Source organism: Faecalibacterium sp. I2-3-92, assembly GCF_023347315.1.
Classification (GTDB): Bacteria; Bacillota; Clostridia; order Oscillospirales; family Ruminococcaceae; genus Faecalibacterium; species Faecalibacterium duncaniae.
This window is the reverse complement of sequence record NZ_CP094470.1, coordinates 248,745-270,363: the sequence shown is the minus strand read 5'-3', so window position 1 is coordinate 270,363 and position 21,619 is coordinate 248,745. Positions and strand designations below refer to the sequence as shown.

Genomic DNA, 21,619 nt, shown 5'->3' with positions numbered 1-21,619 from the left:
TGGAGTCATCCCGTATCCTGTATGATATAGCTATACTTTAATATAAAGGAGAAGCGCCATGTCCTGTGTTCCTGTCCGCGGCTGCCGTATCGGCGAAGGCCGCCCCAAAGTCATTCTGCCCATTGTAGAGCGCACCGAGGCTGCGATTTTGGAAAAGGCCGCTGCGTTTTCCACGCTGTGCGCCGATTGTGTGGAATGGCGTGTCGATCTGTTTGATGCAGCCGCCGACCCCGGGGCAGTGGTGCGCTGCCTGGCAAAGTTACGGGTCCTCTTAAAGGAAAAGCTGCTGCTTGTGACCCTGCGCACGAAGGAAGAGGGCGGCAGCATACCGATCAGCCATGAGGGATACCTCCGTTTTCTCCGCACCATTCTGGATACCGATTGCGCTGACCTCATTGATATTGAGTTCTTCACCGCAGGCACAGACCTTCCCGCGCTGGTTCAGGACGCGCACACCGCCGGGGTCAAGGTCGTGTGCTCCAGCCACGACTTCCATAAGACCCCGTCCAAGGCCGAGATGGTCTCCCGGATGGTGGCCATGCAGCAGGCAGGAGCCGACCTGCCCAAGCTGGCCGTGATGCCCCAGAGCCGTGCCGATGTGCTGGAGCTGCTGGCCGCCACCGCCGAGATGACCGACCACCACCCCGAAACGCCCGTCATTACCATGAGCATGGGCGCACTGGGAGCCGTGAGCCGCCTTTGCGGCGAAGCCTTTGGCTCTGCCATGACCTTTGCCAATCCCGGCACGGCCAGCGCCCCCGGTCAGGTGGGGCTGGATGTGGTCAACGCTGTGCTGGACAGCCTGCGGCTCAGCTGATCTATCAATACACAGCGCCCCCGGAAAGCGATTTGCCTTCCGGGGGCGCTTTCTGTTTTATTCTGTTTCCATTTCCCGCACGATCTTCTGAAAGCAGAAGTACGGGATCACGGTTCCGGCCACAAAGGAGGCGGGCCAGCCAAGCCAGACCACATCCAGATTCCGCATTGCCCATGCGCCCACAGCCACCACCGCAATTTTTGTAACGAGCTGCATCACGCCGCCCATCAGTGCCTGATTCGCCCTGTCAACGCCCCGGAGCACCTGCTGATACACCTGCATCACACCGGCCAGGATCCCCGGCACCGCCGTGATCAGCAGAAACCGCTGCACCACAGTCAGGATCTCCGCAGACGGCTCTGCGAGGAACAGCCCTGCCATCTGGCGGCCGCAGAGCAGCAGAAACACTCCCAGCACGGTGCTGACCACCAGAGACAGCTGCAGGGAGGCCCGTACCCCTTGCCGGATGCGCTGCGGCTTGCCGGCTCCGTGGTTCTGGGAGGCATAGACGCTGAGGGAAGAGCCGATGGTCTCCACCGGCATCAGGGCCAGTGTTCCGATGCGGCTGGCGGCAGTGTAGGCCGCCATGGTGGCCTCGCCGAACAGATTGACAGCACTCTGTGCCACCAGATTGCCCAGATTGTTGAAGGCAGACTGCACCGCAATGGGAATGGCCAGCACCGTGATCTGCCGCAGCAGCTTTCCATGGAGCCGGAGGTCCTGCCGCCGCATCCGCATCATGGGATATTTGCGGAACAGCAGCACCGCCGCCACCACTGCCGACAGGGCCTGCGCCAGTGCCGTGGCCCAGGCAGACCCGGCCACTCCCCAGCGGAACACAGCCACAAACAGCACATCCAGGCCAATATTGCTCAGAACGGAGACGATCAGGCAGTACAGCGCTGTCTGGCTGTCCCCCAACCCCCGGAATGCACTGGAAAACAAATAATACATCAAGGGGCAGATCATGGTGATGAAACTGATCTCCAGATAAGCGGTGGCTTCCTGCAGGGGGCCCTCCGGGGTCCCCATCCACCGCAGGATGGTACCGGAGAAGGTCAGGCCCAGAACCATCATCCCTGCCGACAGGAACAGCCCCAGATACAGGCTGTTCACAAAGGCCCTCCGCATCAGCTCCTCGTTCTTTTGGCCAAAGTACCGGCTGATGATGATCCCCACGCCCACATTGATGCCGATCATCAGAGCTGCCAGCAGCAGGATCACCGGCATGGTGCTGCCCACCGCCGCAAGGGCGGTCTGCCCGAGATACCGCCCCACCACGATGCTGTCGGTAATGGAGTAGACCTGATTCAGCAGGTTGCCCATCAATGTAGGAAAGGTAAACGCCCACAGCAGGGAGATCGGCTTTCCCTCTGTCATATCCAGATTTTTCTTCATGCACATCCTCCTTTGCATCAAAAAAGCTCCCTCAGAATGCCCGCAAGCATGTAACCCCGGTTTCAGGGGGGTCCCTGTTTGCAGCACTCCAAAGGAGCCTTTGTTGATTTGATTGTTCTGATACCAGTGTACCACAGCGGCGCTGATTTGTCCAGCGCTCCGGGGTCAGTGGACAGAGGTGCGGACGAGGGCGCGCTTGAGGCGGGCCTGGGCCAGCTCATATTCGCGCTCATCCAGGTCCTTCCGGGCCAGGATCTCTTCGGCGCGCTTCTTGGAGGCCTCGGCGCGGGCCTGGTCGATCTCCTCGGCCCACTCCCAGGTGGTAGCGACCAGATGGACATCCCCGTTCAGCACGGTGAGCATCCCGCCCATGCAGGCGGCGCGGCGGCGCTGGCCGTCCGCGTCCACGATATGGGCTTCGCCCATTCCCAGCGCGGTGCAGTAATCACCATGCTTTGCCAGAATGGCAAGGTCGCCGTCGATGGCACGGCAGACCACCCGTTCCGCCTGACCGTCAAAGGCACAGCCGTCCGGCGTGACCACCGTCAGATGAAAGGTCGTCATGGTTTACCCTTTCTTCGCCTTGGCGAACACATCGTCGATGGTGCCCGCGAACAGGAAGGCGCTCTCGGGCAGGTCATCGCACTCGCCGTTCAGGATCATCCTGAAGCCGCGCAGGGTCTCCTTCAGCGGCACATACTGACCGGGCATACCGGTGAACTGTTCCGCAACATGGAAGCTCTGGCTCAGGAAGCGCTGCACCTTGCGGGCGCGGCTGACGGTCAGCTTGTCCTCTTCGCTCAGTTCGTCCATGCCCATGATGGCAATGATATCCTGCAGCTCCTTGTAGCGCTGCAGCACCTTCTGAACATCGCGGGCGATCTCGTAGTGCTCCTGACCCACGACCTCGGGGCTGAGGATGCGGCTGGTGGAATCCAGCGGGTCCACAGCGGGGTAGATGCCCTGAGATGCAATGTCACGGCTCAGGACCGTGGTGGCATCCAGATGGGTGAAGGTGGTGGCAGGGGCCGGGTCGGTCAGGTCGTCGGCGGGAACGTAGACAGCCTGCACCGAGGTAATGGAACCCTTGCGGGTGGAGGTGATGCGCTCCTGCAGAGCGCCCATCTCAGTGGCCAGGGTGGGCTGGTAACCCACGGCAGAGGGCATACGGCCCAGCAGAGCCGAAACCTCAGAGCCTGCCTGCGTGAAACGGAAGATGTTGTCAATGAAGAGCAGCACGTCCTGATTCTTGACATCGCGGAAGTACTCCGCCATGGTCAGGCCGGACAGGGCCACGCGCATACGGGCTCCGGGAGGCTCGTTCATCTGGCCGTAGACCAGAGCGGTCTTGTTGATAACGCCGCTCTCGGTCATTTCACCGTACAGGTCGTTGCCCTCGCGGGTGCGCTCGCCAACGCCGGTGAACACCGAGTAGCCGTTGTGCTCGGTGGCAATGTTATAGATCAGCTCCTGGATCAGGACGGTCTTGCCGACACCGGCACCGCCGAACAGACCAATCTTGCCGCCCTTTGCGTAGGGGCAGATCAGGTCAACGACCTTGATGCCGGTCTCCAGGATCTCTGTGGTGGACTGCTGCTCCTCATAGCTGGGGGCAGGGCGGTGGATGGGCCAGTAGGCCTCCGGGGTGGGGGCAGGCTTGTTGTCCACCGGCTCACCCAGCAGGTTGAACACGCGGCCCAGGCACTGGTCACCCACAGGCACCCGGATAGACTCGCCGGTGTCCACGGCATCCGTGCCGCGCACCAGGCCATCGGTGCTGCTCATGGCAATGCAGCGGGCCACATTGTCGCCGGTGAGCTGAGCGACCTCCACCACCAGCTTCCGGCCGTGGTTGTCGATCTCAATGGCGTTGAGCAGGTCCGGCAGCTCGCCATCCTTGAACTGGATGTCCAGCACCGGGCCGATGACCTGGATCACCTTGCCGATGTGTTTTTCGGACATAGGCTATTCTCCTTTTTTAGATTTCTGCGCCTGCCACGATCTCGGTGATCTCCTGCGTGATGGCAGCCTGACGGGCGCGGTTGTAATACAGATTCAGATGGTCGATCATTTCGCCCGCGTTCTTGGTGGCGGCATCCATGGCGGTGCGGCGGGCGGCCAGCTCACTGGCCACGCTCTCGCACACGGCACCATAAACGATACCGGCCACATACTCGGGGATGATGGCGCGGAACACTTCCTCGCTGCTGGGCTTGTACAGGATCTGACTGCGGCGGGCAGCGGCCTTCTGCTCCTCGGTGGGCTCAATGGTCAGGGGCAGCACCTCCATGGTGACAGCGGTCTGGGTCATCATCGAGTCAAACCGGGTGTAGCAGAGTTTCACTGCGTCGTAATCGCCCTTCAGGTAGCCCTCGGTGATCTTCCGGGAGAGAGCAAAGCACTCACCCACCGAAACATCCGCCGCCAGCAGCACCTCTTCGGTGAACAGGTCGGCCCCGTGGTGGGCAAAGTACTCCTGACTTCTTTTGCCAATGGGCAGCACCGTGACCGGGCCCTGCTGGGCCTCCGCCTGCTTGAGCACGTTGGAGTTGTATCCACCGGCCAGGCCGCGGTCGCCTGCAATGACAACCAGCAGGGTGCGTTTGATCTCTGCCCGGCGCAGGTAGGGGCTGCGGGCCCGGGGGTCTGCAGCCGCAATACCGGTCAGCGTGTCGTGCAGCGTTTCAAAGTAGGGGCGGCTGTGTTCCACCCGCTCCTTGGCACGGCGCATTTTGGAGGAAGCCACCAGCTCCATGGCCTTGGTGATCTGCATGGTACTCTCTACGCTTTTGATGCGCAGCTTGATGTCCTTCATGGAACCTGCCATGCGTTACGCCTCCTTCCCTCAGTGCGCCTTGACGAAGCTCTCGGTGTAAGCGGACAGAACGCCCTTGAGTGCTTCCTCGGTGTCCTTGTCCAGATTGCCGGTGGTGCGGATGGTCTCCATCACAGCGGCACCGGCGGCATCATTCTCGAGATATTCGTACAGACCCTTTTCGTATTCGGCCACATCGGCCACCTTGACCTTGACCAGAAGATCATGGATGGTGGCATACAGGATCGCCACCTGCTTTTCCACGGGCACGGGAGCCGAGCGGTTCTGCTTGAGCACTTCCACAATGCGTTCGCCCTGTGCCAGACGGGCCTTGGTGTCCGCGTCCAGATCGGAACCGAACTGGGCAAAGGACTGCAGCTCGCGGTACTGGGAGTAGATCAGCTTCAGGGTGCCGGCCACCTTCTTCATGGCCTTGATCTGGGCGTTGCCGCCAACACGGGACACCGAGATGCCGGGGTTGACAGCGGGCATAACGCCCGAGTGGAACAGCTCCGTTTCCAGGAAGATCTGACCATCGGTGATGGAGATGACGTTGGTGGGGATGTAGGCCGAAACGTCACCCGCCTGGGTCTCGATGATGGGCAGAGCCGTCAGGCTGCCGCCGCCCAGCTCATTGGAGAGCTTGGCCGCGCGCTCCAGCAGACGGGAGTGCAGGTAGAAAACATCGCCGGGGTAAGCCTCACGTCCCGGGGGACGGCGGATCAGCAGCGAGAGGGCGCGGTAGGCCACCGCGTGCTTGGAAAGGTCATCATAGATGATGAGGACATGCTTGCCCTGGTGCATGAAATATTCGCCCATGGCACAACCGGAGTAGGGGGCGATATACTGCAGGGGGGACAGCTCGGAGGCCGTGGCGGACACCACGATGGTGTAGCTCATGGCACCGGCCTCGGTCAGGCTCTGCACCAGGTTTGCCACGGTGGAGCGCTTCTGGCCGATGGCGACATAGATGCAGATGACATCCTTGCCCTTCTGGTTGATGATGGTATCCGATGCAATGGTGGTCTTGCCGGTCTGGCGGTCGCCGATGATCAGCTCACGCTGGCCGCGGCCGATGGGGATCATGGAGTCGATGGCCTTGATGCCGGTCTGCAGGGGTTCCTTGACCGGCTGGCGGTCGATGATGCCGGGGGCCGGGCTCTCGATGGCCCGGAACTCGGTGGTCTCAATGGGGCCTGCGCCGTCGATGGGCTGGCCCAGTGCATTGACCACGCGGCCGATCATCGCCTCGCCCACGGGCACGGAAACGACCTTGCCGGTGCGCTTGACGGTGCTGCCTTCTTTGATGCCGACATCGGAACCCAGCAGAACGATGGAGACCGTGTTTTCCTCCAGGTTCTGGGCCATACCGTATTCGCCGTTGTCAAACTGAAGCAGCTCACCTGCCATGCACTTTTCCAGGCCGCTGGCCCGGGCGATGCCGTCGCCTACCATGATGACCGTGCCGACTTCGCTCTGCTCGATGACATTCTCGTAGTGCTTGATCTGGGCACGGATGATCTTGGAGATCTCTTCAGGTTTCAGTTGCATTGTCTTGTATTCACCACTCAATTCTTAAAATCTTTCGGGTGGAAATTCGATGGATCACAGTGTCACGGACGCGATATCCCTGCGCAGCGCCGCCAGACGGTTCTGAACCGTTCCGTCCAGCTCGGTGCCCTCGATATCCAGCCGGATGCCGCCCAGCACAGCCGGATCGACCTTTGTTTTCAGGTCGATGGTCTTGCCGGTGAGCTTTTCCAGCTTTTCGTGCAGGCTCTTCACCTGCTGCTCCGTCATTGCCACTGCAGTGGTTGCCGCTGCTTCCAGAATACCGTGTGCCTGATTGTAGCGCACCCGGTAGGCCCGGGCGCAGCCGGGCAGCTCCCGCAGGGTGCCCTTCTCGCACAGGATCTTCAAAAAGTTCAGCACATAGAGGTGGACCCGATCCCGCAGCGCTTCATCCAGCAGGCCGCAGCGCTCCTTTTTGGGGATGCTGGGGGTGCTGAGCAGATGCAGGTACTCCGGGCTTGCCTTAAAAAGCGCCACGGCCTCGTCCAGCTCGCCCAGAATGCGGGTCTCCAGCCCTTCCTCCGCTGCCAGGTCATACAGGCTTCCGCCGTACATCCTTGCTGTCTCGGTCATGATGCTTCACCCACGTTTTTGATAAATTCGTCGATCAGGTCCTTGTGGTCGGCTTCCTTGATCTCACGCTCGACCACCTTGGAGGCGATCTCCATGGCCATGCCGCCGATCTCGTCCTTTGCCTCGTTCACGGCCTTCTTGCGCTCCTGCGCAATGTCAGCCTCCGCCTTCTGCTTCAGGGCAGCGGCCTGTGCACGGGCCTCGCCCACGATCTCTTCACCGCGGGCGGTGGCCGTTTTCTGGGCACGGGCAACGATCTGGTTGGCCTCGGCGCGGGCATTCTGCAGGTTCTGCTCGTACTCCGCTTTCATGGCCTCAGCCTCCGTGCGCAGCTTTGCAGCATCGGCGATCTGGCTGTCCGCCTTGGCCTTGCGCTCGGCGATCACCTTTTTGACCGGATTCAGCAGGAACTTTTTGAAGATGAGCAGCTGGATCATCAGGTTGCAGATCTGGGCCAGAAAGGTCCAGCCGTCCAGCGTGATCAACGCCTGGTACAGTTCCATAAGCGTCTCCTTTCGTTCTTTTGTAAAAGGTTCCGCTTATGCCAGGAACTTCATAAACATGCCGGGTGCCAGGAAGATCAGCAGCAGGCCGGTAACAAAGCCGTAAATACCGGTGGTCTCGGAAAGTGCAACGCCCAGGATCAGGGTGCTGGTCACGTCGCTCTTGCACTCGGGCTGGCGGCCCACGGCCTCACAGGCAGCGGCGGCAGCGTTGCCTTCGCCGATACCGGGGCCGATACCTGCGATCAGTGCGCAGCCTGCGCCGATGCCGCAGCCTGCCAGGGCGATACCACGAGCAAGGTACTGAAAGTCAGTCATAAGTTTTGTCCTCCAAAAAAGTTTTTGTTTTGGGAGATGCCGTTGTGAGGGCTTAGTCCTCACCGGCAGCACGTTTGATGAAAATTGCGGTCAGGGTACAGAAGATGAACGCCTGAATGCAGCCGCCGAACCAGTCGAAATACAGGCCCGTAAAGGCCGGGATGCCGATCTGGAACAGCTGGATCTGGCTCAGGAAGCCGGGCAGCCAGCCGAAGATGACATGGCTCAGGCTTGCCAGCGCCCAGTACAGCAGTGTGGAAATGACAGTACCGGACAGGATGTTGCCAAAGTGACGGAACGCCATGCTGACGGGGGTCGAGATCTCCGACAGCACATTGATGGGTGCCATGATGAAGATCGGGTCCAGCAGGCCCTTCAGATAGGAAAAGATGCCGTTGGTCTTGATCTTGTAGTACATGATCAGCACAAACACCACAATGGCCCACGCAGCCTCGGTGTTCAGGTCGGCCGTGGGGCTCCACAGGCCAATGACACTGATGAGGTTGCAGCCGATGCTCAGAGCGAAGATCGAGCCGATCAGGGGGATATACTTGTCAAAGTGATACCCCATATTGTCGTGCACGAACTGATCCAGCCGCTCCACGATGAACTCGGCCGCGGCCTGCCGCTTTGAGACATTTTCCAGCTTGAGGTTGCTGCCCAGCCAGATGGCCAGGCCCGAAAGCAGCGCCATGACGATCCAGGTAGTGACTAGGGTCTGGGTGATCTTGAGATCGCCCAGCAGGGGGATATCGGTATGGATGGTATACAGGATCTTTGCGCCGTTCAGTTCCATTTGTTACGTTTCACCCCCTTTGTCACGGGGCTCAGCCTCCGGCTCCGGGGCGGGTTCGGGGTCGTCCTCCACAGAGACATCCACCGAGGGCCCGGCCGGTGCAAGGGGCTTGTACTTGCCGGTTATTTGCAGGTAGTAGATCGTAACACGCGGGAACAGCAAGGGCAGAACGCTGGCAAAGGGCTGGAAGCAGGGTGCCCCGATGGACACGATGATCCACACCGCCTGCAAAAGCATTCTGACGTTGTAGGAAGCTTGTAATGTGGCTTTGCGCCGTTTCTCATCCTGCTCGTCGATGACCTTCTGACACACGATGCAGATGCCCGCAAAGTTGCCGATGGCCACGGCCGCGCCGATGAGACTGCCCAGAACGACAGTGTGATCAAATTTCACCCAGCCAACCAGGTGCAGCGCCGCAAAGGCCACCCACAGGGCAGCGGTGCAGATGGCCGTGCCGCAGGCGATGCGCGTCAGCTCCTTTTTGGATTCCGGCTGTAGTTTCATAAAGGGGAACCTCCTGTGATGTTTACTGATGTGAGTTGAACCCCACCCGCTTCGGTTTTTCCTTTTTGGCGCGGTCCAGGTGCTCCTTGGCAAAATACCAGAAGTTCTGCGCCCCGGAGGCAAGGCCCAGCAGGATGGCCGGCAGGAACACCCATTCCGGCCAGCTCCAGCTGTTCACCGCCCACCAGGCACCGCCCAGGCACATGACCAGCGGCAGCAGCATATTCAGGCCCAGCTGGGTCAGCCAGACAAGATCTTCCAGCGCCTTGTACCAGCCCTTCATGCGGTGTCGCCCTCCCTCTGTGCGCAGACCCGAACCAGCAGCCCGCCGCACCCTTTCGCAATGGTTTCGCTCCGGTAAAGAAGCTCATATGGATAGTATAATTCAATTCACTGAACTTTTCAATCAATTTTCCACCGATTTTTGGTAAAACTTCATAGTTCGTTCACACTAACGCCATAATTGTACGTCCACGGTGGAGTATGTCCGTCTCCGGCAGCATCAATACCAAAAATATGATAGGTTTCTTGTGCAAAACACAAAAAACCGCCCAGCTCATTTGAGAGCCGGGCGGCGTTATCCTGGAAGTGCGGGGGTCAGCTGTCCTTGCGCTTGATCCACACCTGCGTGCCGTAGAAGGGATTGGCAGTGCCAAGGCACAGGCCCTGGTCGGTGGTGGCGAATACCCGCAGACCATGGTTGTAGGGGTCTCCAAAACCGTCCACGGTGATGGTCTGGAAGTTCACGCCGTCCTCCGAAACATACAGGTCAAAGCCCTGCTTTGCCTTGCGCATGTAGTTGAGCAGCCGGATGGCACTGGCAATGTTGCTGACCGTGATGTTCTCGAACACGAATTTGTAGGAAAACTTGATGGTCTGGGCCAGTGTGTCGGGGTTCCCGTTGCCGTCGGGGTCCGTCGCCTGCAGTGCCTTCATCAGGGTCTTGAGGTATTCCCACTGGGTCTTCCACTGCGCGGGGGTGCGCGTCAGCAGGTTGCCGTTGACGAACTGACCAATGCACTCCAGCATGCTGCTGGTGTCAAAGGTACCCACATACAGCTTGCCATCGTACACCTGCATCCGCCAGATGTACTGGTTCTCGTTGCGCCCAAAGCCGGACTTTAAACCAGAAAGGCTGCCGGAGGGGAACATCTTGGTGGCATTGCCCACCACAAGCTCCATGTTCTCATCCCTGTCCATGCGGTACAGGTTCACCGACTGTTCCAGATTGGCGTTGATGAACCGGCAGTCCAGTCCGCCGCCAAACTGACCGTCGGCATTCTTGCCGGTCTTGGCAAAGAGGATGCGCTCCAGTGCGATCTCTTCATCGTTGTACTCACCAATATAGAGGTGGTCGTTGTACACGACCAGGTTCGCCGCACCGGAGCGGGTGCGTTCCGGGTCGATGCCGAAGGTGTAGCGGGCACCATCCTTTTCCTGATCGCCTGCCACGGGTGTCCATGTGAAGGTACCGTCAGGGTTCTGGTCGCCCCGCACCAGTGCAAAGGACTGCATGGTGTTGTCGTCCGGCATATTGTCCTCGGTGCCGGTGCAGATGGAAACATACAGGCGGCCGTTGAACTCAGCCATATCCCAGATGCTGCCGCCGTAGATGCTGTCGGCGTAGTGATAGGCGGGGTAGTTGAACAGGCTGTCGGAATCTGCGATCTGGGTAAAGCCCTTTTCCGGGTCGGAGGAGATCAGCAGGGCGGCGCTGCTCTTGCCGGTGGCGGCATCCATGGTCACGTTGCTGACGACCAGCTGATCCTTGTAGACGCACATACCGCGGATGCCCACGGAGATGCCCTGCTGGTAGGCTGCGGCATAATCCTGCACACTGTTCAGACCGATATACACCGGCTTGCACTCGTCGGTGGCCGGGTCTACCTGCCAGATGCTGGGCAGAAAGCCGATGCCGCCGCCACCCACACTGCCGCAGAAGTACAGCTTGCCGTGATACTCCAATGCGTTGCGGAATAGGGGTGTGTAACCGTTATAGGAGCCTGACATCAACACCTTGGTCTCGCCGGTCTTGGTGTTGATCTTCAGCAGCACGCCCTTGGGCCGGCCGCCATCCTCCTCGGTCAGAAAGAAGGTGCCGTTGTAAAGGGCATCGAAGGTGGCGGCAAGCACCTTGTCGTCGTATTCGTCGCCCAGACTGCTCTTCATCAGGGAGAGGGTGTTGCCGATGGCGGCGTAGCAGGTGCCCACATACAGCCAGTCCCCGTAGCCGACCGCCGACCATGCGTAGTTCTGACCCCGGTCACCGGCGTTGTAGGCGGCATCCTCCGGGTCAGTCACGACCGCGACTGCACCGTCTCCCAGATAATCCACGATGCCGTCTGCGGTTTTGACATCCTTTTCCGGGTGGGTGATCTTTTCAAATGTCTGGTCGTCCTTGCTGTAAAAGAAAGTATTGCTTTCGTCAAGAGGTTCCAGAGTGGTCAGTTCCTGCCAGCCATCGGCCTGACCGACCGCCTCCGTGCCTTCCGCCGACACCAGAAGCTGCACCGGCAGAGCGGACAGCATCGCTGCTGCCAGCACGCCGCTGATGACACGTTTCCAGTTCATATCGTTCTCCTTATCTACTCTGCCATTTCTTCAAAAACAGGAAAGAGCCGTCAATGTTTTTCATTGTAGCACAGTCCTGTCGGAAGTGCAAAGGTGCCCTGCCGCTTTTTGCGGATGATTCTTGTAAAATTTGTGTGGAAGTCCGCAAAAAAAGCCGCCCGGCTCCTGCGAACCGGGCGGCAAAAGGCAGACTTTTGAAAATGATTTACCAGAGGTTTGCGGTCTCGTTGTACAGGCCCTCGTAGCTCTTGGCAGAGAGATCCCAGCTGAAATCGCATTCCATGTCGTGCTTGACGAGGTTGTTCCAGTCCTCTTTGTTGTAGTAGCGATCCTGTGCACGGCAGCAGGCATCGTACAGCTCATGGGCGCTGTAACCGGCAAAGGTAAAGCCGTTGCCCTCGCCCAGCGTGCAGTCATGGATGGAATCCCGCAGGCCGCCGGTCTCACGGACGATGGGAGGCGTACCGTAGCGGCAGGCCACCATCTGTGCCAGGCCGCAGGGCTCACTCTTGGAAGGCATGATGAACACGTCTGCACCGGCGTAGATCTCCTGAGACAGGGCCGGCTCAAAGCCGATGTAGGTGCCCACGCGGCCCGGGTGACGGGCGCACAGGTCAGAGAAGAAGGTCTCGTACTGGTTCTCGCCGCTGCCCAGAATGACCAGCTCGATGCCGCGGTCCACCAGACCATCGGCAATGCTCTGCACCAGGTCAAAGCCCTTCATGCCGACCATGCGGCTGACCATGGCAAAGACGGGGCTGCCATCCTTGTGCAGGCCAAACTTGTCCTGCAGGGCCTCCTTGCACTTTGCCTTGCCTTCTTCAACGTTGGTCACATCGTAGTTGAAGGGGATCTTGGGGTCAGTGGCGGGGTTATTGGCCTCCATATCGATGCCGTTCAGGATGCCGCAGAGCTTATACTGCTTTTCCCGCAGCAGGGCATCCAGACCGTAGCTGAACCAGGGGTCCAGGATCTCCTGTGCGTAGGTAGGGCTGACGGTGGTGATCTTATCTGCCGTCTCAAAGGCACCCTTCATAAAGTTGGCGCAGCCATCGTACTCCACGATGTGCTGGTCACGGCGGCCGATGCCGCAGGTATCCTCCAGGATATCGGTGCCGTACTTGCCCTGATATGCGATGTTGTGGATGGTGAAGATGGTCTTGATCCGGTTGAACTTATCCAGATGGCGGTAGTACAGGTTCAGGTAAACGGGAACCAGCGCGGTCTGCCAGTCGTTGCAGTTGATGATATCGGGGGTGAAGTCGATGTAGAACAGGGTCTCCAGCACAGCGCGGGAGAAGAAGGCAAAGCGCTCGCCGTCATCGTAAAAGCCGTACAGGCCGCGGCGCTTGAAGTAATACTCGTTGTCCAGGAAGTAGTAGGTCACGCCGTTGACCTCAGCCTTGAACAGGCCGCAGTACTGGCTGCGCCAGCCCACGGGCACCGAGTAGTTGGTGACATACTCCAGCTTGTCGCGCATTTTCAGGTCGCCGTACAGCGGCATGATGACGCGGGCATCCACGCCGTCCTTGACCAGAGCCTTGGGCAGGGAGCCTGCCACGTCGGCCAGACCGCCGGACTTGGCAAAGGGGGTCGCTTCCGAAGCGGCATACAGGATCTTCATAGTATTTCTCCTTTCCAGAAAAAAGGGCGGATACGCAAAGAGCGGGCGGGGGCGCAAAGGCCCCCGCCCCTCTTTGAGAGGGGCTACCGGGGAGGGGAGCCGCCCCTGTGAAAGTTTCAGTGTGTCAGGCTCAGACGGTGTGGTTCTTCTGAACATAGACCGGGAAGCTCTCGGTACCGGAGAGCTTCTTGTCGGCGGTCACACGCACGTTCTTATCGGTGACAACGCAGTCCAGCTGAGCGCCTGGTTCCACAACGGTATCCTGCATCAGGACACAGTTTCTGACCACAGCACCCTTCTTGACGCGAACACCGCGGAACAGCACGCAGTTCTCCACGGTGCCCTCGATGACACAGCCATCGGCCAGCAGGGAATTGCTGACGGAAGAGCCGTTGACGTAGCGCACGGGGTTGTCATCACGGATCTTGGTGTAGACAGGGCTCTCCTTGGGGAACAGAGCGTTCAGGTTCTTCTCATCGATGAGCTTGAGGTTCTCATCAAAGTAGCTCTTCATGTCGCAGACATGGGCCACATAGCCGGTGTACTCCAGAGCACGGATGTTCAGGATGTTGACGTTGTGGGCCAGGATGTCACGCTCAAAGTAGATCAGGCCGCGGGAGGTCGCATCCTTGACCAGCTTGATCAGGGTCTCGCGCTCCAGAACGTAGATGTTCAGGTCCAGGTTCTGGACACCCGGGCGGTAATCGTTGAACAGCAGCTCAGTCACACGGCCATCGGCATCCACAGTCAGGGTGTAGTTGTCGTTCTTGCGGCCCTCGGGGATCTCGGTCTTCTGGTAGGCGATGGTCACATCCGCGCCGCTTGCCTGATGGGCAGCCAGCAGGGCGTTGAAATCATAGTTGATGGCGATGTTGGCATCGCTCATCACAACGTACTTCTCCTTCTGGTTCTCCAGGTAGCTCAGGATGGAGCCCAGAGCCTCCACACGGCCGGAATAAATGCGCACGCCCTTTTCTGCAAAGGGAGGCACGATGTTCAGGCCGCCGTGACGGCGGGCCATATCCCACTCACGGCCAGTGCCCAGATGATCCATCAGGGAGTGGTAGTTCTTGCGCACCACGATGGAGACATTGGAGATGCCGCAGTTTGCCATGCTGGACAGCATAAAGTCCACCATGCGGTAACGGCCTGCAAAGGGGATCGAAGCCATGGTGCGCTCAGTCACAAGCTCCGGTACGGTGTTATCATAGCTGTTGGGGAAAATGATGCCCAACGCATTGTTGTTCTGGCTCAGCATACTTCCTCGCCCTCCTTGACGGAATCAAATACTTTGGCACCCTCTTTTACGGTAGCGCCTGCGCCAACGGTAAGGCCGGTACCCACATGTGCAATGGGGCCCTCGCCGCCGATCTTGGCACCGGCACCCACCACAACGTTCTCAGCCAGGATGCAGCGCTTGACCACGGCACCTGCCTTGACCACAACGCCATCCATCAGGACAGCATCCTCAACGGTAGCGCCCTCTTCCACGGTAACGCCTGCGCTCAGGACAGAGTGCTGGACGCGGCCATAGATCTGGCAGCCCTCCGTGATGAGGGAATCCTGCACCACGGCGCGGGGGCCGATCTTCTGGGCGGGCAGCACGGGGTTGCGGCTGTAGATCTTCCACTTCTTGTCGAAGATATCAATGCCGGAGTTCTCGGGGTCCAGCACTTCCATGTTGGCTTCCCACAGGCTGTCGATGGTGCCCACGTCACGCCAGTAGCCGTTGAAGTGGTAAGCATACATCTTGCGGCCATCCCGCAGCAGAGCGGGGATGATGTTCATGCCAAAGTCGTTCTTGGAGTTGGGATCAGCCTCGTCCTCTTCCAGGTACTTCTTCAGCACATCCCAGTTGAAGATGTAAATGCCCATGGAAGCCAGGTTGGACTTGGGAACCGGGGGCTTCTCCTGGAACTCGGTGATCTTATCGTTCTCGTCTGCCACCATCAGGCCAAAGCGGGAAGCTTCCTTCCAATCGACCTCCATGACAGCCACGGAGAACTCCGCGCCCTTTTCCTTGTGGAAGCGCAGGAAGTCGGCGTAGTCCTGCTTGCAGATCTGGTCACCGGACAGGATGATGACGTACTCGGGATCATAGCTGTCGATGAAGCTGATGTTCTGGTAGATGGCGTTTGCAGTGCCCTTGTACCAGTCGGTGCCCTTTGCCTGCTCGTAGGGGGGCAGGGTGTGCACGCCGCCGTACAGGCGATCCAGATCCCAAGGCTGGCCGTTGCCGATGTACTCGTTCAGCTTCTGGGGCTGATACTGGGTTGCGATGCCCACAGTATCAATGTTGGAGTTGACGCAGTTGGACAGCGGGAAGTCCACAATGCGGTATTTGCCGCCGAATCCCACTGCAGGTTTTGCCGTTTTCTGTGTCAGCGCGTACAAGCGCGAGCCACGTCCGCCGGCAAGGATCATTGCCACAATTTCTTTTGCCATAGCTTTATTCTCCCCTTTTACACATTTCCGGATTTATTGGATTTGGAAATGGTTTGACTGTGTTGTGCGGATGCGCCCCGGTCACTCCTCGGTCTTGGCGGCCTTTTTGGCGCGGGGCTTGCGGGCAGGCTTTTCGGCTGCCGCAGGGGCAGCTTCAGCGGGCTCGGCTTTGGGTTTGCGGCCCCGCTTGGCGGGTGCTGCTTTGGGCGCGGCAGCGGCTTCTGCCTTGGGCTTCCGGCCGCGCTTGGCCGGAGCCTTTTCCGGTGCAGGTTCCGCTTCTGCCTTTGCCTTGCGGGTAGAGGTCTTTTTGGGCTTTTCCTCCTTCACGGCAGGCTCAGCCTTGGCAGTCTTCGTGGTCTTGGCGGCTGTCTTTTTGGCAGCGGTCTTTTTCACGGTCTGGGCCGTCTTGGCCGGATCTGCTGCCTTGCGGGTGCGCTTGGTGGGCACCTCAAAATACAGGGTGCTCATGGGCGGCAGGGTGATGGTAATGCTCTGCTCAAAGCCATGCAGGGGCTTTTTGTGGGTGCGCACGGACTTGTTATGGACCGCGCCGGAACCGCCGAAGGTCTCATCATCGCTGTTCAGCACTTCCTTGTATGTACCTGCCACAGGTGCGCCCAGGGCATAGCCCTCGCGCAGGACGGGGTTGAAGTTGCAGACCACCAGGATCTGCTTGCCGTTTGCGTCCTTGCGCAGGAAGGCGATCACGCTCTGCTTGGAGTCATCGGGCACGATCCACTGGAAGCCCTCCCAGCTGTAATCGATCTGCCAGAAGGCGGGGTGCTCTTTATAGAAGGCGTTCAGGGTCTTGACGTAGTTCTGCAGCTCGGTGTGCTTGTCGTAGTCCAGCAACATCCAATCCAGCTGCTTTTCCTCGTTCCACTCCGTGAACTGGCCAAACTCCTGCCCCATGAACAGCAGCTTCTTGCCGGGGTGGGCCATCATATAGCCGAAGAAGGTGCGCAGGTTGGCAAACTTTGCCTCGTACTCGCCCGGCATCTTGTTGATCAGGCTGCCCTTGCCGTGCACCACTTCATCGTGGCTGATGGGCAGCACAAAGTTTTCGCTGAAGGCATAGAAGAAGCTGAAGGTGACCTTGTTGTGGTTGCCCGCGCGGAAGAGCGGGTCGGTCTTCATGTAGCTGAGCATGTCGTTCATCCAGCCCATGTTCCACTTGAAGTTGAAGCCCAGGCCGCCGTCGCTGGCCGGTTTGGTGACCATGGGCCATGCGGTGGACTCCTCCGCGATCATGCACTTGTGGGGGTGGCGGCCCAGAACCGTATCGTTCAGCTTGCGCAGGAAAGCCACTGCTTCCAGGTTCTCCTTGCCGCCATTCTTATTGGGCTCCCATTCGCCCTGCTTGCGGTTGTAATCCAGATACAGCATGGAGGCCACGGCATCCACGCGCAGGCCATCGATGTGGTACTGCTCCAGCCAGTACAGGGCGCTGGAGATCAGGAAGCTCTGCACCTCGCTGCGGCCGAAGTCGAACACCATGGTGCCCCATTCTTTATGCTCACCGCGCTTGGGGTTGGGGTCCTCGTAGCAGGCCTCTCCGTCAAAGTTGTACAGGCCGAAGCCATCCTTCGGGAAGTGGGCGGGCACCCAGTCCATGATGACACCGATGCCGGCCTCATGCATCTTGTCCACAAAGGCCATGAAGTCCTTGGGGGTGCCGTAGCGGCTGGTGGGGGCAAAATAGCCCGTGACCTGGTAGCCCCAGCTGCCGTCGAAGGGATATTCCATCACGGGCAGCAGCTCCACATGGGTGTAGCCCATCTCCCGGATGTAGGGGATCAGCTCATCGGCCAGCTCGGAATAATTATAGGGAACCTTCTCGTCCTTCAGCTTCCAGCTGCCCGCGTGCATCTCGTAGATGTTCATCGGGCCGTTGATCACGTCCGCCTTTTTCTGAGCAGTCTGCCAGGCATCATCGTGCCAGGCAAAGCCGGTGATATCGTAGACCTTGCTGCCGTTGGAGGGCCGGGTCTCCGCATGGAACGCATAGGGGTCGGCCTTGTAGATCAGGTCGCCGCCCCGGGTGGTCACACAGTACTTGTAGACATCGTATTCCTTTACGCCGGGGATGAACAGCTCCCAGACAGAATCCCCATCCACTTTACGCATCGGGTGGCTGCCCGGCTTCCAGCTGTTGAAATCGCCCACCACACTGATGGCGGCTGCATGGGGTGCCCAAACACGGAACACCACACCGGACTCTCCGGCGCGGGTCTCAAGGTGTGCACCAAAGTAACGGTATGCTTCGCAGTTGTTGCCCTGCTTGAACAGATAAATCGGCAGATCCGAGGGATCTTTCTGGATCTTTTCTTCCGTCGGTCTCATAAACAGCTCCTCCCCGTACAGGCCGCAGTGAGCCTATACCTTTGTACTCTCTTATATTAAAGAATTTTGTCCGATTTTTCAAGGGCTTTCCGTCAAAATCTACCATAATCTTTTCGTCAATATTTTTCCATTGTGGTCAACTTATCCAATTTTACACAAGAATTCTCGGCAAACTTTACAGAATATAGGGCAAAAAGAAAGACCCGCCTCATTTTTCCTGCAAATCCAGGAAACTGAAGCGGGTGCTTTTTCAAATTTTTCCGTGTGCTATGCGGTTCAACCTACAACGTAAACGTTGACCTGAATGGCTCCGTTGATGACCGACTCTGCGTAGGTCTCATAGAACAGGTCCACCAGGATCTGGCCCTTCTGCACCGCGATACCGGTGTCGGTGGCAACGGCATAACCGTAAACAAAGCTGCCGTCCGTGGAAGTGATGTACAGCAGCGTGCCATAGGGGATAACGCTGGGGTCAACGGCAACGGTGCCGTAGCCCAGGCCCAGGCCCGACGAGCCCTTGCCCGTGCGGGAATAATAGCCCGTGGCCTTGCCGGTGAGGACCTGGCTGTACGAGGCGGGGGCGTTGGTGGTGCCGTCCGGCCCGGTCAGGGGAGAAACGGGCGCACCGGCACCATAGGTCTTGATGACATGGTCGGTGGGCTCCACCGTGGTGGTCACATCCACCACCATGCTGTTTTCCAGCTCGCCGTCCACATACTTTTCGCGGGTGGTCACGGTCTGCTGACCTTCCGCCCCATGCTGCAGGGTGGTGGCCCGGCCGGTGTTGCGGAAGTACAGGCTGGTGTAGACATACTGGGTGTCATAGGGGATGGTCTGGGTCTCCACCTTGTCCTGGTAGTCCACCCGGTGCACCGTGATCTCACTGCCCACAGTGACCAGCTGATCCAGCGCAGGCTCGGTGTAGTCATCTGCCTCCAGGGTGATGCCGGCGCGCTCCAGCGCATCGGCAACGGTGCCAAAGGCCATCTTCACCGGGTACTCCTGGCCGTCGGCCTGGATGTTCACGGTGAAGGCCCGCTCAATGTTCAGGGTGGCAAGATTGCCGCTGAACGCGGTGTAGTAAACGTGGTCGCCCTCTTCGGCCTCAATGCCGGAAAGGCTCATGACGCGGGCAGGGTCAGTCTCACTGCTGACCACCAGCTGACGCGCACCATCGGAGTCGGTGACGTAGGTCAGCCGCAGATTCGCGGCGGTCACGGCCAAAGTGAACACAAGGCTCACTGCCATGACGCAGAACGCCAGCACACGGGGTGTGACCGCACGAGCGCGGTCAGACAATGCTTTTTGAAATTTGACGGAAGCGATACGAGACAACTCCTCTCTTTTCATCATTTGGGAATGCGGCGGGCTCTTCCTTTGCCCGCAAAGCGCAGGGCATTTTTCCCTGCAAAGGGCCGTCTTTTTATACGGCGTTTTACTTCCTGAGAAATAAAATTTAAACGCTCCAACGTGTGTATGATCCGTTGAGCGGGCACTATTTTAGCAGACGACGGCCCATTTGTCAAATCCGCGCGCTTCGGCTTGACAATTGTTTCACATAGTTTTTTGTGCAATCTGTATATTGTTTCCCCTGATTCAGAATGATTTCGGTCGTTTCCTTCTGAAATTTTCCCAAAAAATTGGTCGTATTCGTTCATAATTTTTTAACATTTCAAATCTGTTTTCCGGGGAGAAATCGCCGGGCTCTTTTGCACATTCCGGCGCATCAATCATGCGTAATCCGACATTTTGCGGCACAAATTCCCCGCTGTTTTCCTGCCGGAAATAACGGGGAGTTTCTCCGCAGTTTCTGTCAAAAACCGGCTTCCAGCAAAATGCCGAAAGGTAAAAAACGCCATAAAAAAAGACCACACTTCCGCGCCCTGCCGCAAACCGGTACAATGGGGTCAAAACGAAGAAAGGAAGGTTTTTATGCAGATCAAGATCACTCCCCGCACGCTGGGCGGCACCGAATTCACAGCCCAGCCTGCCCGGCTGCACCTGGGCGCACAGAACGCCGAGGGCGTGGACCGGCTGGTGTTCCAGCTGCCTGCGGAATGGGCCGGGTGCAGCGTCACCCTGCACATCCGCCACAGCGACGGCACCCTTGCCGCACCCCTTGTGCTGGATGCAGCGCACAGCGCGCCCGTGGGCCGCAGCTTCACGGGCTGGCCCGCCGGGCAATGGATGCTGGCCGCCACCGACGGCAGCGGCTATACCGCTTACACCCGCCCGGGCCGGTACGATGTCTACGACATCCTGCCCACCGACGGCACCGTGGAGGAGCCCAGTCCCTCGGTGTACGAACAGTTCATCGCCCAGGTATCGGGGCAGGCCGATGCGGCGGTGCAGGCGGCCCAGAACAGCGCCGCCAGTGAGGCCAATGCCGCCCGGCAGGCGCAGGCCGCTGCCGACGCTGCCGAGCGGGCAGCACTGAATGGCAGCCGTGCCGCGACCTCAGCTTCCCGCGCCGAGAGCGCCGCCCTGCGTGCCGAATCCTTTGCGCCCGAGGACGGCACCCTGCTCAGTGTCAACGGCAAAGGCGGCGCGGTGGTGCTGGATGCGCAGGACGTGGGCGCGCTGCCTGCCCCGGTGGCCCCGCAGGCTGGTGCCCTCCTGCGGGTGCTGTCCATCCGCAGCGATGGCAGTCTGGTGGTGGACACCGTCACTCCCGCCGCCCTCAAGGCCCTGCTGGAGGCCACCTGATGTTCACGGTGCTGGATGTCTCCCGCTGGCAGGGCCGCATAGACTGGGATACCGTAAAAGCCAGCAGCAGGGTCCACGGCGTGATGCTGCGCGCACTGGGCAGCAGGAACGGCACGCCCTACATCGACCCCATGTTTGAAACAAACTACTCTGCCTGCATCCGGCTGGGCATCCCGGTGGGGGTCTACTATTACAGCTGTGCCGTTACCGCCCCACAGCGGGATGCCGAGCTGGCCCTCCTGCACGATGCCCTCAGGGGAAAGCGGCTTCAGCTGCCTGCTGCCATCGACGTGGAGGATGCCCGCCTGCGTGCTCTGACACCGGACGCGCTCTCCGCCCTTGTTGCCGGGGCGGCACGGCAGCTGGAGCACTGGGGCCTGTACGCCATGGTATACACCTACACCCATTTTGCAGATACCGCCCTGCACATGGACACGCTGGCCCCCTTCGACCTCTGGCTGGCGGACTACCGGGGCAAACGCCCGGCCCGCAGGCACGGAATGTGGCAGTACACCAGCAGGGGCAGGGTACCCGGCATCTCCGGCCCCGTGGACCTGAGCCGCACCGAAAAGGATTATCCCGCCCTGCTCCACCGGGCGGGGCTCGACCGTACCATCCTATAAGAGAAAGGAGT

21 protein-coding genes are annotated in these 21,619 nt (G+C 59.4%); 3 read left to right on the top strand and 18 right to left on the bottom strand.

Annotated elements, in window-relative coordinates; all coding sequences use genetic code 11:
• The first annotated feature begins 58 nt into the window (after positions 1–58).
• Entirely contained in the window at positions 59–817 is a 759-nt protein-coding gene (gene aroD / locus MTP42_RS01245; RefSeq protein WP_249257781.1) for a type I 3-dehydroquinate dehydratase, read from the top strand.
• Positions 818–874: 57 nt separating this feature from the next.
• Here aroD and MTP42_RS01240 read toward each other — a convergent pair whose 3' ends face one another.
• From MTP42_RS01240 to MTP42_RS01155, 18 genes are all read right to left on the bottom strand, one after another.
• Positions 875–2,215: an MATE family efflux transporter gene (locus MTP42_RS01240; RefSeq protein WP_249257780.1), complete on the bottom strand. Its 1,341-nt coding sequence runs from the start codon at positions 2,213–2,215 to the stop codon at positions 875–877.
• A gap of 165 nt (positions 2,216–2,380) precedes the next feature.
• Entirely contained in the window at positions 2,381–2,779 is a 399-nt protein-coding gene (gene atpC, locus MTP42_RS01235) for an ATP synthase F1 subunit epsilon (protein ID WP_005930258.1), read from the bottom strand.
• Positions 2,780–2,782: 3 nt separating this feature from the next.
• Positions 2,783–4,177, bottom strand: coding sequence for a F0F1 ATP synthase subunit beta (atpD, locus tag MTP42_RS01230; protein ID WP_097769725.1), 1,395 nt, complete (start codon positions 4,175–4,177; stop codon positions 2,783–2,785).
• Positions 4,178–4,193: 16 nt separating this feature from the next.
• Positions 4,194–5,042, bottom strand: a complete 849-nt coding sequence (gene atpG, locus MTP42_RS01225) for an ATP synthase F1 subunit gamma (protein WP_098923798.1) — start codon at positions 5,040–5,042, stop codon at positions 4,194–4,196.
• A gap of 18 nt (positions 5,043–5,060) precedes the next feature.
• Positions 5,061–6,581 (bottom strand): F0F1 ATP synthase subunit alpha, encoded by a 1,521-nt coding sequence (atpA, locus tag MTP42_RS01220; protein WP_005930269.1) that lies wholly within the window; start codon positions 6,579–6,581, stop codon positions 5,061–5,063.
• Positions 6,582–6,635: 54 nt separating this feature from the next.
• Positions 6,636–7,175, bottom strand: coding sequence for an ATP synthase F1 subunit delta (gene atpH, locus MTP42_RS01215; RefSeq protein WP_005930273.1), 540 nt, complete (start codon positions 7,173–7,175; stop codon positions 6,636–6,638).
• Positions 7,172–7,678, bottom strand: coding sequence for a F0F1 ATP synthase subunit B (gene atpF / locus MTP42_RS01210; RefSeq protein WP_005930275.1), 507 nt, complete (start codon positions 7,676–7,678; stop codon positions 7,172–7,174). The genes atpH and atpF overlap by 4 nt, the downstream gene beginning before the upstream one ends.
• A gap of 36 nt (positions 7,679–7,714) precedes the next feature.
• Positions 7,715–7,996 (bottom strand): ATP synthase F0 subunit C, encoded by a 282-nt coding sequence (gene atpE, locus MTP42_RS01205; protein WP_005930278.1) that lies wholly within the window; start codon positions 7,994–7,996, stop codon positions 7,715–7,717.
• A gap of 52 nt (positions 7,997–8,048) precedes the next feature.
• Positions 8,049–8,792: a F0F1 ATP synthase subunit A gene (locus MTP42_RS01200; protein ID WP_097772971.1), complete on the bottom strand. Its 744-nt coding sequence runs from the start codon at positions 8,790–8,792 to the stop codon at positions 8,049–8,051.
• 3 nt (positions 8,793–8,795) lie between these two features.
• Complete coding sequence (locus tag MTP42_RS01195) at positions 8,796–9,296, bottom strand: ATP synthase subunit I (RefSeq protein ID WP_249257779.1); 501 nt, start codon at positions 9,294–9,296, stop codon at positions 8,796–8,798.
• Between the two features lie 22 nt (positions 9,297–9,318).
• A complete protein-coding gene (locus MTP42_RS01190) occupies positions 9,319–9,579 on the bottom strand; it encodes an AtpZ/AtpI family protein (protein ID WP_005930287.1) in 261 nt (86 codons plus the stop codon).
• A 314-nt stretch (positions 9,580–9,893) separates the two neighbouring features.
• Complete coding sequence (locus MTP42_RS01185; protein WP_249257778.1) at positions 9,894–11,867, bottom strand: hypothetical protein; 1,974 nt, start codon at positions 11,865–11,867, stop codon at positions 9,894–9,896.
• 205 nt (positions 11,868–12,072) lie between these two features.
• The gene (locus MTP42_RS01180; protein ID WP_154276852.1) at positions 12,073–13,491 is read right to left on the bottom strand and encodes a glycogen synthase; all 1,419 of its coding nucleotides are present in this window, start codon (positions 13,489–13,491) and stop codon (positions 12,073–12,075) included.
• Between the two features lie 130 nt (positions 13,492–13,621).
• Entirely contained in the window at positions 13,622–14,749 is a 1,128-nt protein-coding gene (gene glgD, locus MTP42_RS01175) for a glucose-1-phosphate adenylyltransferase subunit GlgD (RefSeq protein ID WP_005930299.1), read from the bottom strand.
• The gene (locus tag MTP42_RS01170; RefSeq protein ID WP_215666150.1) at positions 14,743–15,936 is read right to left on the bottom strand and encodes a glucose-1-phosphate adenylyltransferase; all 1,194 of its coding nucleotides are present in this window, start codon (positions 15,934–15,936) and stop codon (positions 14,743–14,745) included. The genes glgD and MTP42_RS01170 overlap by 7 nt, the downstream gene beginning before the upstream one ends.
• An 81-nt stretch (positions 15,937–16,017) precedes the next feature.
• Positions 16,018–18,279, bottom strand: coding sequence for a 1,4-alpha-glucan branching protein GlgB (glgB, locus tag MTP42_RS01165; protein WP_097772975.1), 2,262 nt, complete (start codon positions 18,277–18,279; stop codon positions 16,018–16,020).
• A gap of 276 nt (positions 18,280–18,555) precedes the next feature.
• Entirely contained in the window at positions 18,556–19,632 is a 1,077-nt protein-coding gene (locus MTP42_RS01160) for a 3D domain-containing protein (protein ID WP_242985208.1), read from the bottom strand.
• Positions 19,629–19,937: a hypothetical protein gene (locus tag MTP42_RS01155; protein WP_143405754.1), complete on the bottom strand. Its 309-nt coding sequence runs from the start codon at positions 19,935–19,937 to the stop codon at positions 19,629–19,631. The genes MTP42_RS01160 and MTP42_RS01155 overlap by 4 nt, the downstream gene beginning before the upstream one ends.
• A gap of 274 nt (positions 19,938–20,211) precedes the next feature.
• On the opposite strand from MTP42_RS01155, the gene MTP42_RS01150 reads away from it, so the two are divergent.
• Entirely contained in the window at positions 20,212–20,985 is a 774-nt protein-coding gene (locus tag MTP42_RS01150) for a hypothetical protein (protein ID WP_249257777.1), read from the top strand.
• Positions 20,985–21,608: a GH25 family lysozyme gene (locus tag MTP42_RS01145; protein ID WP_249257776.1), complete on the top strand. Its 624-nt coding sequence runs from the start codon at positions 20,985–20,987 to the stop codon at positions 21,606–21,608. Before MTP42_RS01150 ends, MTP42_RS01145 begins: the two co-directional genes overlap by 1 nt.
• The last annotated feature ends 11 nt before the right edge of the window (positions 21,609–21,619 follow it).